Annotated in this window: 17 protein-coding genes; 12 read left to right on the forward strand and 5 right to left on the reverse strand. The window is 50.9% G+C overall.

What is annotated here, in order from left to right:
- The first annotated feature begins 5 nt into the window (after positions 1–5).
- From IPM09_01545 to IPM09_01560, 4 genes are all read left to right on the forward strand, one after another.
- Positions 6–911 carry an NTP transferase domain-containing protein gene (locus IPM09_01545; protein ID QQS22210.1) on the forward strand — a complete coding sequence of 302 codons (906 nt, stop codon included), beginning with the start codon at positions 6–8 and terminating at the stop codon, positions 909–911.
- Between the two features lie 83 nt (positions 912–994).
- Positions 995–1234 (forward strand): hypothetical protein, encoded by a 240-nt coding sequence (locus IPM09_01550; protein ID QQS22211.1) that lies wholly within the window; start codon positions 995–997, stop codon positions 1232–1234.
- Positions 1235–1250: 16 nt separating this feature from the next.
- The gene (locus IPM09_01555) at positions 1251–1538 is read left to right on the forward strand and encodes a YtxH domain-containing protein (GenBank protein QQS22212.1); all 288 of its coding nucleotides are present in this window, start codon (positions 1251–1253) and stop codon (positions 1536–1538) included.
- A 75-nt stretch (positions 1539–1613) separates the two neighbouring features.
- On the forward strand, positions 1614–1901 hold the full coding sequence (locus IPM09_01560; GenBank protein ID QQS22213.1) for a hypothetical protein: 288 nt from the start codon (positions 1614–1616) through the stop codon (positions 1899–1901).
- A 62-nt stretch (positions 1902–1963) separates the two neighbouring features.
- On the opposite strand, the gene IPM09_01565 is transcribed toward IPM09_01560, so the two are convergent.
- Positions 1964–2257, reverse strand: a complete 294-nt coding sequence (locus IPM09_01565) for a hypothetical protein (protein QQS22214.1) — start codon at positions 2255–2257, stop codon at positions 1964–1966.
- A 265-nt stretch (positions 2258–2522) separates the two neighbouring features.
- Here IPM09_01565 and IPM09_01570 point away from each other — a divergent pair, with 265 nt between their 5' ends.
- From IPM09_01570 to IPM09_01580, 3 genes are all read left to right on the forward strand, one after another.
- Positions 2523–6209 carry a DNA polymerase III subunit alpha gene (locus IPM09_01570; GenBank protein QQS22215.1) on the forward strand — a complete coding sequence of 1229 codons (3687 nt, stop codon included), beginning with the start codon at positions 2523–2525 and terminating at the stop codon, positions 6207–6209.
- A 67-nt stretch (positions 6210–6276) separates the two neighbouring features.
- Complete coding sequence (locus IPM09_01575; protein QQS22216.1) at positions 6277–6879, forward strand: hypothetical protein; 603 nt, start codon at positions 6277–6279, stop codon at positions 6877–6879.
- Between the two features lie 87 nt (positions 6880–6966).
- A complete protein-coding gene (locus IPM09_01580) occupies positions 6967–7887 on the forward strand; it encodes a hypothetical protein (GenBank protein ID QQS22217.1) in 921 nt (306 codons plus the stop codon).
- Here IPM09_01580 and IPM09_01585 read toward each other — a convergent pair.
- Positions 7871–8386, reverse strand: a complete 516-nt coding sequence (locus IPM09_01585; protein QQS22218.1) for a TrmH family RNA methyltransferase — start codon at positions 8384–8386, stop codon at positions 7871–7873. The genes IPM09_01580 and IPM09_01585 overlap by 17 nt on opposite strands.
- A gap of 53 nt (positions 8387–8439) precedes the next feature.
- Between IPM09_01585 and IPM09_01590 the strand changes: the two genes are divergently transcribed.
- The gene (locus IPM09_01590) at positions 8440–10062 is read left to right on the forward strand and encodes a type II/IV secretion system protein (protein QQS22219.1); all 1623 of its coding nucleotides are present in this window, start codon (positions 8440–8442) and stop codon (positions 10060–10062) included.
- A 73-nt stretch (positions 10063–10135) separates the two neighbouring features.
- Positions 10136–10525, forward strand: a complete 390-nt coding sequence (locus IPM09_01595; GenBank protein QQS22220.1) for a hypothetical protein — start codon at positions 10136–10138, stop codon at positions 10523–10525.
- A 65-nt stretch (positions 10526–10590) separates the two neighbouring features.
- On the opposite strand, the gene IPM09_01600 is transcribed toward IPM09_01595, so the two are convergent.
- The gene (locus tag IPM09_01600; GenBank protein QQS22221.1) at positions 10591–11724 is read right to left on the reverse strand and encodes an NADP-dependent malic enzyme; all 1134 of its coding nucleotides are present in this window, start codon (positions 11722–11724) and stop codon (positions 10591–10593) included.
- A gap of 38 nt (positions 11725–11762) precedes the next feature.
- On the opposite strand from IPM09_01600, the gene IPM09_01605 reads away from it, so the two are divergent.
- Both IPM09_01605 and rplS read left to right on the forward strand, forming a co-directional pair.
- On the forward strand, positions 11763–12017 hold the full coding sequence (locus IPM09_01605; GenBank protein QQS22222.1) for a hypothetical protein: 255 nt from the start codon (positions 11763–11765) through the stop codon (positions 12015–12017).
- A 73-nt stretch (positions 12018–12090) separates the two neighbouring features.
- The gene (gene rplS, locus IPM09_01610) at positions 12091–12615 is read left to right on the forward strand and encodes a 50S ribosomal protein L19 (protein ID QQS22223.1); all 525 of its coding nucleotides are present in this window, start codon (positions 12091–12093) and stop codon (positions 12613–12615) included.
- A 110-nt stretch (positions 12616–12725) separates the two neighbouring features.
- Here the strand turns inward: rplS and IPM09_01615 are convergent, their stop codons facing one another.
- Both IPM09_01615 and IPM09_01620 read right to left on the reverse strand, forming a co-directional pair.
- Positions 12726–13562 carry a hypothetical protein gene (locus IPM09_01615; GenBank protein QQS22224.1) on the reverse strand — a complete coding sequence of 279 codons (837 nt, stop codon included), beginning with the start codon at positions 13560–13562 and terminating at the stop codon, positions 12726–12728.
- 152 nt (positions 13563–13714) lie between these two features.
- Complete coding sequence (locus IPM09_01620) at positions 13715–13987, reverse strand: hypothetical protein (GenBank protein QQS22225.1); 273 nt, start codon at positions 13985–13987, stop codon at positions 13715–13717.
- Positions 13988–14055: 68 nt separating this feature from the next.
- On the opposite strand from IPM09_01620, the gene IPM09_01625 reads away from it, so the two are divergent.
- Positions 14056–15045 (forward strand): IS30 family transposase, encoded by a 990-nt coding sequence (locus tag IPM09_01625; GenBank protein ID QQS22226.1) that lies wholly within the window; start codon positions 14056–14058, stop codon positions 15043–15045.
- Positions 15046–15051: the final 6 nt, after the last annotated feature.

The raw sequence follows: 15051 nt of genomic DNA on the forward strand, positions 1-15051 counted from the left end.
TAGTCATGCAACGACCAACTAAAGCAATCATCGCAGCAGCAGGTTTCGGCACGAGATTCTTGCCACAGACTAAGGCTATGCCTAAAGAAATGATGCCGATTATTGATAAGCCGATTATTCAATATGTCGTAGAGGAGCTGGTCGAAGCGGGTATTAAAGATATTATTATCGTTGGAAGTAGTAATAAGCGTGCAATTGAAGATCACTTCGACCTGCCAAATGAGGACCTGCTCACCAACCTTCGGGCTGGCGGAGAGAAAAAGGAACCACTCATTACCATGGTAAATGAGCTGGCTGGGCTTGCTAACTTCATTTACATACGCCAAAAGGGTCCATACGGCAACGCGACGCCTATGCACTGCGCTGCGCACCTCATAGGTGCAGATGAGTCGTTCATTTATGCATTTGCCGACGATTTCATCAAAGCAACACCAACACGATTTAGCCAGATGATCGACGCACATATGGAGCTAGGCACTCCAATATTGACTTGCAAGGCAGTGCTTTCTGATGACGAATACGATCGATACGGTATAGTTGCGGGAGAGACAATCAATGATGGAGTGATCAGAATGTCGACTATCGTTGAGCGCCCAGGAAAAGAGAATGCTCCCTCTGCCCTCGCATCAGTCAGCAGCTACTTGTTTACTGGCAAGATATTTGACTATATCGAGCGAGCGAACGCTGCGCATGACGGTAACGATGAGCTTAAGCTGCAACCAATCGTCCAGCAAATGATTGATGACGGCTATACTCACCACGCGATAGAAATAAAAAATGGGCACTACTATGATACTGGTGACAAGCTGGAGTATATAAAAACAGTTTTAGACTTTGGGCTTGAGCATCCAGAGCTCGGACCATCGCTCCGTACATATATCAATAGCAAAACTATGCATCAAAGTGAATAATTTCACATGACTTGCCGTGTAAAGATGTATACTAGTAATGAGCCGCGAGTAACGGCGGCAAACATAAACGGAGTGTAATAGCTATGGAATGGGCAATGGTCCTCGTCATTATTCTGTCGGTATTTTTGGCATTGTTTTTAGCTTTGGCGATCGTGCTGGTGGTGTTGTTAATTAAAATCACTCGGCAGATCAAATCTGTCACTTCCGCCGCTGAGCGGACTGCACTCAAGTTTGAGAGTGCGGCTAGTAACGCTGCGGCATTTTCGTCGCCACTGGCGATCGCGAAACTGTTCAAGTCATTTGTAAGCAATCGTAAAAAATAAGAGAAGGAGACACTATATGACAAAAGGTAAATTTGCACTTGGCGCGCTACTCGGTGCCGCTGCCGGTGTGGTTGCAGGTTTTTTGACTGCTCCAAAATCGGGCAAAGAAACACGCGCTGACCTAAAAGCGAAAGCTGATGAGCTGAAGGCTGAAGGTGAAAAGAAGGCTACCGAAGCGAAAAAGCAAGGTGAAAAGCTCTATTCTGAGGGTAAGAAAACAGTCGATGACTACCGTGGTCGTGCCGAGCGAGCCGTGAATGCCGCTAAAGACGAATTCTCTAGTAGCGATACTAAGAAAAAGTAGCGATTATCGTATTTACTTGAACCCCGCTTCAAGGCGGGGTTTTTGATTTTAGCGTAAACGTCGTATACTGACTGTATGATCAAATTTTGGCAAAAACTAAAAAAACAGGTTCGTGACGGTAATGAAAAAGGTGCCCGCGAAGCAGTACTTGAAGATTTGTTCAACGACTTCAACCGCAATCGCTTTACGATCTATAAGTTCAATTTCATGCGCGGGATATTTTTCGGCTTTGGGTCGGTGCTTGGCGGGACAGTAGTGATTGCGGCATTTGTGGCATTACTCAACATTACCGGACATCTCGTGCCTAGCATTGCAGATTTTTTGAGACAAATTATTGATGTCATGGACCGTGCTAAACGATAAAAGTAGCCGATAGCTCGCTCATGATCTAATGAGCAAGCTATCGGCTGCGATGTTCTACCGGATCATCGTTTGCTGGCCGGTCCTGGTGTCACGAACGTCACTTCGCTGCGTTCGACGAAGAAGCCACTGCTGTGCAGGTATTTCGTGTATACAATGATATCGCCAGGGCTAGCAGACTGGCACGCCGCTTGCGTAGGCTTGCAGGTGACTATCATACCATCACTGAGCTTTAGTGTCGTTAGTGAAACGGTATCCGACTTGGTTGTTTCTGTTGCAGACACGATAGCGAGCTGGTTTGCATCAACGCGGTTACCATTCAACGACGATGCAGTTATAGTTGCGCCGATCGCACACATGACCATTGATATCAGAGCTAATATTGGGCCTAGCAACTTACGCACGCCCAGGATGTGTTTGAATGTATACGACATTACGAAGATGCCCGTGGCGAGCGCGGACATACCGATGAGAAAGTACGGGAGCATTGACAACCTCCAGGTGTAGATCTACGTGGGCTATCCACTATTTGTTTTTATCATAAATATGAATTTTAGTCAACTACACGGCGTAGATTTTACTACACATGTTGCATGAGGGGCGGGGTATAATTGAGTAGAGAATATGGAGAGTAAAACAGGGAAAGCAAACGGCAGCAGTTCTTCGCTCATACCGAGTGATTTTGTTCATTTACACAACCATACACACCATTCACTGCTCGATGGCCTCACAAAGATTCCAGCACTCGTAGAGAAAGTCAAAGAATACGGCATGACCGCAACTGCTGTCACCGACCACGGTACTATGAGCGGCATTTTGGAATTTTATAAGGCGGCAGTTGATGGCGAAATCAAGCCAATCCTCGGCATTGAGGCCTATATTGCGGCACGTGGACGCACCGACCGTGATCCGGCAAAAGATAAGGCACGGTATCACCTAACACTACTTGCTCAGAACGACGAAGGCTATCGCAACTTGATGCAGCTAACGACACTCGCGAATCTCGAGGGTATGTACTACAAGCCCCGCATGGATCATGAAATTCTTGAGCGGTATTCGGAAGGCGTCGTGGTGCTCAGTGGATGCGCTAGTGGAGAGATCGGCGAGAATTTAAAAACCGATAATTATGAAGAGGCAAAGCGTATAGCCCAGTGGTATAAGAGTGTATTTAACGATCGCTATTACCTGGAGCTCCAAGACCATGGGCACCCCGATGCTCCGTACACGTGGCCGGTGCAAACAAAAATAAATGAAGGCTTGATGCGTCTTAGCGAAGAGCTCGACATCCCCATGGTTGTTACGTGTGATGGCCATTATTTAACGCACGACGATCAAGAAGCGCACGAGATTTTACTGTGCGTCGGCACTGGTTCATACCTGAGTGATGACAAGCGCATGAGTTTGAAAGAGTTTGAACTACACGTCACCGATCCGCGTGATATTATTGCGCGCTGGGGGACGAGTCACCCCGATGCAATCATGAATACCAAGAAAATTGCCGATAGCTGCAAGGTTAATATTGAGCTAGGTAAAATCCTCATTCCAAAGTTTCCGGTGCCCGAAGGTGAAACCGAGGAATCGTATCTTGACAGGCTGGTGTATACGGGGCTTGCGGTACGTTACTACGACAAGTCTCCCGAAGAAGCAGCTGCCATGTCGATAGCAGCTGTTAAAAAACTGCTATCAGCAGAAATAAATGAGCGGGTTGAAATGGAGTTTGAAGTCGTCAACCGCATGGGCTACAATGGCTATTTCCTCATCGTGCAGGACTTTATAAACTGGGGCAAAAGTCAAGGAATCATTTTTGGTCCTGGGCGCGGCTCGGCAGCAGGTAGTATTATCGCTTACGCCGTCAACATCACCGACCTTGACCCACTGAAATACGACCTACTTTTCGAACGCTTCCTCAATCCAGACCGAATTAGTATGCCCGACATCGATATTGATATCCAAGATACGCGTCGTGATGAAGTGATTCAGTATTGTGCCGACAAGTATGGTGACGCGCGAGTGGCCAATATCGTGACATTTGGTAAAATGGCGGCCCGCGCGGCAGTGCGCGACGTGGCCCGCGTGCTCGAAGTGCCTTACGCTGAGGCTGACCGGTTGAGCAAAATGATTCCGCCACCAGTGCAGGGCCGGCATATTCCACTAAGCAAGAGCGTCCAGGATGACAAGGATTTGAAGCATGAGTACGAAACCAACCCTACGGCTAAGGAGGTGTTTGACTACGCGATTCGACTCGAGGGAACAATCCGCAGCCACGGAGTACATGCAGCTGGAGTGGTGATCGCTCCCGATGACATAGTGAAGTATGTGCCGCTCGAAATGGCCCAAAAAGGTGTGGTCGCGACGCAGTATCCCATGGGTCCTGTCGAAGAGCTAGGCCTACTAAAAATGGACTTTCTGGGCCTTAGTAACCTGACGATCATCAAAAATACGCTGCGCATCATCAAAAAGGTCTATGGTGAGACGATTGAACTAAGTAAAATTCCGCTCGACGACACTGCGACGTACGAGTTGTTTCAGCGTGGCGATACGACTGGCGTGTTCCAGCTTGAATCAGCTGGTATGAAGCGCTATCTGCGTGAGCTAAAGCCGAGTGTGTTCGACGATATTATCGCTATGGTGGCACTCTATCGTCCCGGCCCAATGCAGTTTATCGATAGCTTTATTAAGCGCAAGCATGGTGAAGAAAAGATCAGCTACCTCGACCCAGGGCTTGAGAGCTCACTCAAAAACACCTACGGTATTTTGGTATACCAGGAACAATTCATGCAGATTAGCAAAGAATGGTGCGGGTTTACGGGCGGTCAGGCTGATACGCTGCGTAAAGCTGTCGGCAAAAAGAAAATGGATCTCATGCTCAAAATTCGCCCCGACTTTGTGCAAGGCGCCATAGCCCATGGCAACGCTAGCAAAGAAGTCGCTGAAACATTTTGGGACCAGCTGGTGGAGTTTGCGAACTACTGTTTCAACAAAGCCCATGCGGCTTGCTATGGCCTGATAGCCTACTGGACGGCGTATTTAAAGGCGCACTACCCCGACGCGTTTATGGCGGCGCTAATGACGAGTGACCAAGACGATATTGATCGGCTAGCCATCGAGATTATCGAATGTAAACACATGGGGCTGAAGGTGCTCAACCCCGACGTCAATCAGTCATATGTAGAGTTTGCGGTCGTACCTGGCCAGCAGCAAATTCGATTCGGAATGGCAGCGGTCAAGGGAGTGGGTGTGGCGGCAGTCGAAGAAATCATTCGCGCTCGTGAGGAAGCACCATTTGCCAGTGTCGAAGATTTTGCGAAGCGAGTGAGCACGAGCAAGGTCAATAAAAAAGCTTGGGAAGCGCTCATTAAATCTGGTGCGTTTGACACGCTTGGTGATCGCAGCGACCTACTATTCAACCTGGAAGACATACTGGCATTTGCCAGCAAAATGCAAAAGGAAGCCCTGAGCGGCCAGATGGATATGTTTGGCAGTTTGGGCGGCGGTCAATCGCTCATGCCTTCAATCGAGCTGAAAAAGGCACCAGTGAAATATACCGACAAAGAGCAGCTTATGTGGGAACGAGAGTTGCTCGGGCTGTATATCAGCGCGCACCCACTCGATAACTATGATGCATTTTTTGAGGAGCAAACTATCCCACTTCATAGCGTTAGTCCTGATATTGACGGCCAAGTTGTGACAATAGGTGGGCTGGTGACGAGCATCCGTAGTATTGTCACAAAAAGTGGCAGTAAGATGGCATTCTTACAGCTGGAAGACAAGACGAGCGAAGCCGAGGTGATTGTATTTCCGAAATTATATGAGCAGCTGGGTGATAATCTGCGGCAGGATGTAGTGCTAAAAGTAAGTGGCAAGGTAAGTGCCCGCGACCGTGACGGCAATGTTGGGAGTGAGGCGAAAATGATTGCCGATGAGATTAGTATCGTGACCGACAAAGAACTCAACGATTACGAAAGCCATGGCCGCAAAATGGTAGCCCCAGTCGGTAAGATAAAGGTCGTAGGCTATCGGCGTAAGGCGGCGAAGCCTGGGCAGTTGCATGCGAAAATGCCAGAGCCAGTCGAGCCGCAAAAGTTAGAGCTAAGAACAGTTTACGTGCATATTCCTGACCCAAATAATCATGATGCACTGCTCGCTCTTAAGCGAGCGTGCAGCGCTAATCCTGGCCAGTCTGACATTATTATGGTGCTGGGCCCCGACAAAGCTTCCGCTATCCGGCTGCCATTCCGGGTTGACCTCGAGGGAACGCTGCTGCAGACGCTCACTACACTTCTGGGTGAGGGAAGTGTAGTGATTAAGTGATCACGAACATAGTGTATACTTGACACTAAGCTAGCTGTCGCGTATACTTGCGGGACAAGGAGGTTATATGGAACGACCAAAAGTAGCAAAGCATGAGACGCAGCGAGTAACCCCAGAGATTACCTCACTATATAGTGGTTGCATTTCTCTGGCTGACACACTGCTTGAGCTAAAAGACCCGAAGGCAGCGAGGACATTCCAAGAAGTGCTGGTGCCTCGTAGGCCGCAAGAAGTTCTTGAACGGCTACAGGCGATTAGGGCAGGCGAGTTACTCGCCGGACTTGATGATGAAATTGATATCACACCAATGATCGACGACGATCTTGATATGTTTGGTGTGTCAAAGCGCGATGCTATCCTTCAGCGTGTTGGTATTGTTGCATGGAATTGGGACAGCGGTATGTTGGATGATGCTGATAAGATACGAAAGATTGATATAGAATTTCACTATGTCCATCCGGTAGCCGAAGACGGTGTGACCGAGACGATCAGCCTGCATGTGTGGTGTGGTGAAGTCACACTGATGCGTGGCAGTTTTGTTAGGAAGTACGGCGAAGATGAGTTCGAAGACAACGAGGAACACGTCCTAGTCGGCCAAACCGACCAGGATATTATTGATTTTGTTGAGCTTGCTATGTGGGCGGTTGGCGATAACCCAACGGCTGCCTAAGTTGAAAGGCGGTGGGTAAATAATAAACATAGTGTATAATTGACACTAATAAATATACAGGGTATACTGACCACCAAAGGAGTATATATGGAAAGACCACATGCCAAAGTTGAGAAAATAGATGATGAGCTGGATCACGAGCTCACTCAGGTGCATGCAGACTTCATTGCTCTTGCTGATGAGCTACTAGCGCATAAGAAGGTGGATGACCCATTTAGCTGTATAGGCATCGTAGTGCAGCATAGTCCCAAACGTGTACTTGAGCGCCTGATCGCCACAAGGATAGGTAGCCTGGTACGTGCAGATGATACACAATTGGCAATTCCCGAGGCTGGAGAGCATTATCCACAGCTCGATCTGCGCAAGCAAAACGGGAAGCTTGTAGCTGTGTCGGTTCTGGTGTGGGGGTGGGATCATGAGAAGACCCGATTTGTTGATGATAGTCCTGCCTACCCGAACGGATATAGGGACTACCCTGGTGAGATTGATAAAACGAGGCAGCTCGATATCAACTTTTCATACGATATCGGAGGTGTCGATGTGACAGAAAGTGTGAGTCTCTATGGCTCTACCTGCTCACCCAGCAATGTGGAGGCGATGAGCCACATATGGGCATCGGTATATGCAGAGACTGGCTATGAAGGGCATGGTAGTGAAGCCATAGACGAGCCGAGTGATGCTGATTTATATGAATTTTTGGAGCTCGTAGCGAGTATCGTAGGTGATATACCGGAATCTTTCGGGGAGATGAAAGCAAGACAGCTCGCCGAGCTTCGTCAGGAATTTGAAGGGACGGAATATTACGATACAATCCTACGGGCCATCACAGTGATACGGCCTACTCAAGCCCTGTATGAAATTACCAAGCGAGAGCGTGATGGCATAGGCACAATCGCGCGAGCGCTCAAATCAGGCGATAAGCAGTTGCAACAGCTGGCATACGAACGGCTGGTTGAGATTATCGAATGGTTCGAGGAATCTCGAGCTCGGGCTACACTTGGTGGGTAAGCTGATAGAGGGCAATTCCTGCGGCGACACTCACATTGAATGACTCTTTTTGGCCCTGCATCGGAATTTCGATGACATCGTGGCACTGTGCTAGTAAGCTGGGAGTGATGCCATGTACTTCTTCGCCAATCAGCAGCGCAATCTTTTCGGGTGGTTGATAGTCACGAAGCATAATGGAGTTTTCGGATTGCTCGAGTGCCACGATCGTATATCCCGCCAGTTCTGGGCACGCTAGGTCTAGTGTGTCGTAGTGAACAAAGGGTACCAGCGTCTCAGCACCCAGTGCGGTTTTGTGAATCTGACGTGTTAGTTTCTCTACAATATGCGGCAGCCGTCCATCTAAAGGGTACGACCCTTGAGATTGAATGGGTAGCATGGGGTAGGGGGTATAGCCGCTAAGGATTATTTTTTTTACCCCAAACCCCTCGCATGTACGAAAAATCGATCCGACATTGTGGGTGCTACGAATATTATGAACAATGACGACAATCTCTGGCATGCACTCATTTTACCACTATAAAAACCACAAGCAGTTTGTTACACTAGTAAGTAATGAACGAAGAAGAAGTCCAACAGCGTCGTCGCGAGCAAGACGAAAATGCCACTAGGCAGCGTGCGGCCATACTTGGGCTGCAATACATTGATACGCGTGAGTTGGAGCAAAAACTAGCACTCGCAAGCGACGTATTGCCGATTGAAGTGATGCACCGCGATCGGATCGTGCCGCTGGTAAAGGGCGATGAGCAGACTTTGTGGCAGTTCGGTGTCACTGCGCAGACACCGCAGTCGACAATGCAAAGAATGACGAGTGAGTATAACCAGGCTGGTAAGGGCATTCAGTTTATGCTGATAAGTTTGAGTGGTTATAAAGCCCTCATGAATCGCTACGATCCACCCAAACAAGTAGTGTATCAAGACATCGCCATCGCCAAAGATGGTGACAGCGACACAATAAGCCAGGTGAGTCAGACGCTGAATTCGGTGAGCAGTGAAGAGATATTTGATTTTATTATTGACCAGGCAGACAAGCTTGGAGCTAGCGACATTCACATCGAAAACGAGCGCGACAACATCCGCGTGCGTATGCGTGTCGATGGTGCCCTGCACCCAGTAGCTCACCTTGATCGTGATCGCTACCGAGTCATTATGGGCGAACTTGCTAGCCGTGCTGGTATTAGCAGTGCGGCGGTAGAAAGCCAGTCGGGCCATATGCAGCGCGAGATTACGCGTGACGGCAGCACCCACCTATTGAATCTACGTGTCGAAACAGTCCCTACTATGTACGGGCAAGATGCAGTACTGCGCCTGTTTAATTTCGACGAAAGCCTGCTCAATCTTGATTTACTAGGTATTCCCGATAAACAACGCAAAGAGATCAATGAAATCATTAGCCATCCGCGCGGATTGGTGCTAATGGTTGGTCCAACCGGCAGCGGTAAATCCACAACACTCTATAGTATGCTCAATGCGCTCAATACACCTGACCGCAAGCTGATTACACTCGAAGACCCCATCGAATACGGCCTGACGGGCATTTCACAGATACCTATCAACACCACTGGCGGGCAGAGCTTTGCTGATGGGTTGCGTAGTGTACTACGCCTTGACCCCGACGTGGTGATGGTTGGCGAGATCCGTGATACCGACACCGCACGAACGGCGATCCAGGCATCGATTACTGGTCACCTGGTACTAAGCAGCTTCCACGCCAACAGCACTAGCGCGGCCTTTAGTCGTATGATCGATATGATTGGTGTGAACCCGATATTTAGTAGTGCTGTGCGCATGGTAATTGCACAGCGTTTAGTGCGACGGCTTGTCGATGAAACCAAGCAGGAGTACGAACCCGACCAGGCAACACGCGACTACGTGAAGCGTATACTCGACGGTATACCTGACGATATCGATCATCCTAATCTTGACAGCTTCAAGCTATGGAAACCTGTTGCCAGTGACGACGCGCCATTTGGCTACAAGGGTCGCGTGGTGATTATGGAACAAATGATTGTGACTGAAGAAATTCAGAAGTTTATTCGCGGTGACATAGACGATGTGCACCCGGAGGCGATCGAAAAAGTCGCTAAGAGTGAAGGTATGCTCACGCTCGAACAAGTAGGGGTGCTAGCGGCACTTCGTGGCGAAACGACACTCGACGAAGTCGCGAGAGTTATTTAATTCCGCTTGACAAATATAGTAAAATTTGATACAAATATACAAGATAGCAATCTCCCGACATTAAGGAGTAAAGATGATTGCGTTGTTCATTGTGCTGGCATCAGTTGTCGGCCTCGTTGCGTACACCGCCATCGGCGCCTACGCCATGGGCTGGGTCAAGCCCTACGCCAGGCTGATGTGCGATGACATCGGATGTCGTGGTGGTTATGGTTGCATGCACCATTACATCCCGCCCTGGACCGTTGTCGTCTGGTGGGTCATGGTGCCCGCCGTTATCGCCCAGCTCGTGGCAACCGATCGATGGCAGCGCTTCCGTCGCCTCGCTCGCGAGGAGCGCGCCGAGGCTCGATTGGAAGATGCGCGCCAGGCGCGGGACCGCACCGAGCGGCTCATCGCCCAGCTCGACGCCAGTCGCGCCGAGGCTCAGGCGTCCCTGCGGCGCATCCAGGACGTCGCCGCCTAGCACCACAAGGCCCCCGACTCGATACGAACAGTATCGGGCCAGGGGGCCTGCTTTATTTTACTTAACTAGCAGATAACATTAGCAATTGCCGGTACCAGTCGCTCATCAAATACACTTGGGATTACTTCATCTGCAGTAGGGTGCTCGACAAGGCTGGCGATTGCCTCGGCGGCGGCTAGCTTGTGCTGATCGGTGATTTGCTTCACGCCATTGTCGAGTGCACCGCGGAAGATACCGGGAAAAGCGATGGCATTATTTACTTGGTTAGGAAAGTCGCTCCGACCAGTAGCTACCACTGCCGCGCCGGCGGCCTTGGCGACACTTGGCATGATTTCAGGGGTGGGGTTTGCGAGTGCAAAGATAATTGGTTGGTCGGCCATCTTTTGCACCATTTCTTCGGTCAGCAGGCCTGGCTTACTTACCCCGATGAAGATATCCGCCCCAGTGATTGCATCGTCGAGTGAGCCGCTGTGGCTGCGGTCGATAAAATCGAGCAGCGCTTTCTTCTCGTCATTAAGATCAGTACGACTATCACCAACAATGCCTCTGCTGTCGACGGCGATGATGTTTTTAGCTCCATAGAGATTGAGAAGCTTCATGATTGCCGTACCTGCAGCACCTGCACCGATTGTGACAATCTTGCAATCTGCGAGAGTTTTGCCGGTAACTTCCATGGCGTTGATGAGCCCTGCGAGTACTACGACCGCCGTGCCGTGCTGATCGTCGTGAAATACTGGCACACCACACACGGCCTTTAGCCGCTCTTCCACCTCAAAGCATTTTGGTGCGGCGATATCTTCGAGGTTGATGGCGCCAAAGCTTGGGGCAATTGCCTTTATCGTCGCCACGATTTCGTCGGGCGTGTGCACGTCGAGGATGATCGGTACACTGTCAATGTCGGCAAATGTCTTGAATAGCATAGCTTTGCCCTCCATCACGGGCATACTGGCTCTCGGGCCCACGTCCCCAAGGCCTAGCACTGCCGAGCCGTCACTAATAACCGCAACCAGATTGTTGGTCCAGGTGTAGGTAGCTAGCTGCGATGGATCGGCCGCGATTGCACGGCTCACTTCGGCCACGCCTGGCGTATAGTAGCTACTGAGTTTCGCTCGGTCAAGCGGGCTTTCGTCGCGGAGTCTGGTGGTGATTTTGCCTTTATATTTGGCATGTAGTTCGAGGGCGAGTTGATTATAGTCCATATCGCCATTATACGCGAACAGGTGCTATAATAGATGGTATGAACGATGACCAGTTTACGAAATTGTTTAATTATATCGTGTCTGTCGACAAGAAACTCGACGGCGTTATAGAAAACATGGCGACTAAAGACGATATTCGCCGGCTCGAATCTGTCATCGATGGTTATGCTGCGAAACTCGATACGTATGCTCAGGAAATGGCAGCAATGGATCACAAAATCCACAGGCTTGAGCGCTATATTCAGGTACTTGCCGACAAAGCCGGGGTCGATCTCGACGCAATTCACGTCTAACCCTTTTCATACGCGCCAAACTATGCTATAGTTGATAGTCGAATTGTAATAATAAGTAATAAGTGAGTAACAGATGAGTTTTGCATTGATCCAAAAAGTGAACGACGAGCAGAAGAAAAAGCAAGTCGTCGATGTACGCAGCGGTGACACCGTGCGCGTACACCAGAAAATCAAAGAAGGCAACAAAATGCGCATTCAGATTTTTGAAGGCGTGGTCATTCGTACCGATAACAAAAGCCAACAGACGAGCCGCATCACGGTGCGCAAGGTTGCTAGTGGTGTAGGCGTAGAAAAGAGCTTCTTGCTCCATAGTCCGCTTGTCGAAAAAGTAGAGATTGTTCGCCGCAGCAAAGTTCGCCGCAACTTCCTAAGCTACCTGCGCCAGCGCAGTGGTAAGGGCGCACGCCTGACGGCCGTGCAGTTTGACCGTGAAGCCGTAAATGCTATCAAAGATGACCACGCTGAAGAAGACGAAAAGCTCATGAAAGAGCAAAAAGCTGCTGAAGCTGCTGCCAAGCAAGCTGAAAAAGAAGCCGAAGAAGCCGATCTGGCCGCTAAGCAGGCTGAAGTCGAAGCCCGTCACGCCGAAAACACTTAGTATCCAACTTAGATGCAAAAATAGCTCTCTAGCCAGGGAGCTATTTTGCTGCAAATTGAAACGCGGGCGCTCCAAGGATACGGTGTATCCGAGGAGCGCCCGCATGGGCACTACTTCTTTCCGGCCGGCTTCGGCGCCGCCGGCTTGGGTGCCGCTGGCTTGGGTGCGGCCGGCTTACCGACGGTGCCCGGGTTCGCGGCAGAGCCCGACCCGCCAAACGGCGTGGCCGGCTTGACGCCGTTTGCCTTGGCGTAGGTCGACGCCGACTTGGCGGAATCGACCTTGATGACGCCGCCCTTGCCAATGGTGGCAGTGGCATCATTCGTGGCCTTCGGCATCGGCATCGTGCGGTAGCCTGCCTTGGGGCTCTTCTGTGCCGTGGCGAAGTCGACGGGCGCCGTGGACGTCCCGTAGTACACCTTCGTCACGGTGTAGCTTTTGTACGCCGGCTGGCGCAGCCACTGGCCGCCGCCCACCTGCGTATACGGAACGTAGGCCCGTCCGTAGGAATCGATGCCGACCAGGCTACTGAGAGCCATGTACTGTAGTGGCGACAGGTCACCGCTCAGCATACCATACGTGAGCATGGCGTTGCCGCTCCGATAGCCCATGACACGGGCCATCATCCAGTAATATAGGAAGTTGGCGTCTTCGTCCTTCTTGACGAAGTGCTGTCCACCACCGACGTCGATGACGCAGACCGTGTCGTCGCCGGTGGCGTCGCTATACGTCTTGACCTCGTCGCCGTTCTTGGCGGCGTACTCGGCCAGCTGGGTAACCTCAGCCGGTTTCAACTCAGTGTAGCATTCGGTCGCATCCTGCTGGTCCAGCGACCAGCCGGGCTGCGACGACGTGCTGTTGTTGCCGCTACACGCGGCGGTGCCGGCCATCAGGCCGAGCGCGGCGAGCACAGTGATGAAAACGCGGGGGAATCGGAACCTGGACAATGTGACCACCCTCTCTGGGGAGTAGTGCGAGGAGCGGGGGAAGGTGCGGCTGCACTATCCCTTCCTCTACATTATAGCATAAATACCATAAAAATGCAATATACTCAATAAAATAAATTGGGGTAGCGGGTGCTCCGCTACCCCGTATGCGACTACGCGTCCTGAATGCCAGCCGGCACAAATGCACTGTCCTGGACACCTGGCAATTGGTTCTCCTCAACAATCAAGTTGAGGGTAGTCAGGAGAAGCTTATCGGAGTCGGCCAGACCGTACCCTGTGTAAATTGCTTCACCGAGCCGCTGTTTCATGTTGTCCACGAATGAGTCGAGCGTACCAGACATCCAGATACCCTGGACGCTGAGACGAGCGGGCGCTTCCCAAGCGTCGCTCATGGCTTCGACGACCAAAATCACTAGCTTGCTCATGATGCTCCTCGCGGGTAGGCCTCCATTCCGTTTTGAATCAGGACACCCGATGCTAGACAATACACACCATGAAGAAAGCATCAAAGGTAACGGATGCCGAGCGAAGCGAGATAGACATCCTCCATACCAAAGGCTATTCTGCACGGGCCATCGCCCGTGCATTGGGGCGCAGTCCCAATACCATTGCGACCGAGCTGCAACGCAATAGCCTCAAGGATGGGAGATACGTCGCTACCCACGCCAAACACAAAGCCTATGTACGGCGTAAGTATGCTCGCTACCAAGGCAAGAAGATTCAAGACAATGACGAGCTTCGCTCGTTCATCGTCCTGAAACTCTCTGAGCACTGGAATCCAGACGAGATAGCCGGCTATCTCAGAGCCAACTCAGCGCTTGGTATCTATGCCAGCAAGACGGCCATCTATGAATGGTTGCGCAGTGCCTGGGGACAACAGTACTGCCCGTTGCTGTACTCGAAGCGTTACCGCAAGAAACCACGCAGACAACTCAGGGCGGGTCACGTCATGATTCCCGACCGCACTTCCGTCACAGAGCGACCGCTGGTCGCTCTAGACCGAGCCGAGACCGGTCACTGTGAATACGACAGCGTCGTGAGCAGCAAGCACCCAGGGAGCGCCTCTGCACTCGCTGTCCTTACCGAACGGTCTTCACGACTGGTACGAGCGAAGCTCGTACCTAACCTGAAGCCAGAGCCGTACGCACACACCATCTCGCGACTCGCGAGTGGGCTGGGGGTTCGCAGTATGACGACCGATAACGGCATCGAGAACAGGCGCCACGCACTCGTCACTAATAAGACGGGCGCGCCCGTCTTCTTTACTGACCCCTATTCCTCTTGGCAAAAAGGCAGTGTCGAGAATGCCAACAAGATGCTGCGTCGCTACTTCCCGAAGGGCACCGACTTTGCTACAGTGACACAAACGGATGTTGACAATGCGCTAGCACGCATTAACAACAAGCCGAGGAAGATCCTCGGCTACAAAAGTTCATTACAAGTTGCAAAAGAGAAAGGATTAATTCTAGAGGGAGTGTCCTGATTGGGG

The organism is Candidatus Saccharibacteria bacterium (genome assembly GCA_016700015.1).
Lineage (GTDB): Bacteria > Patescibacteriota > Saccharimonadia > Saccharimonadales > Saccharimonadaceae > Saccharimonas.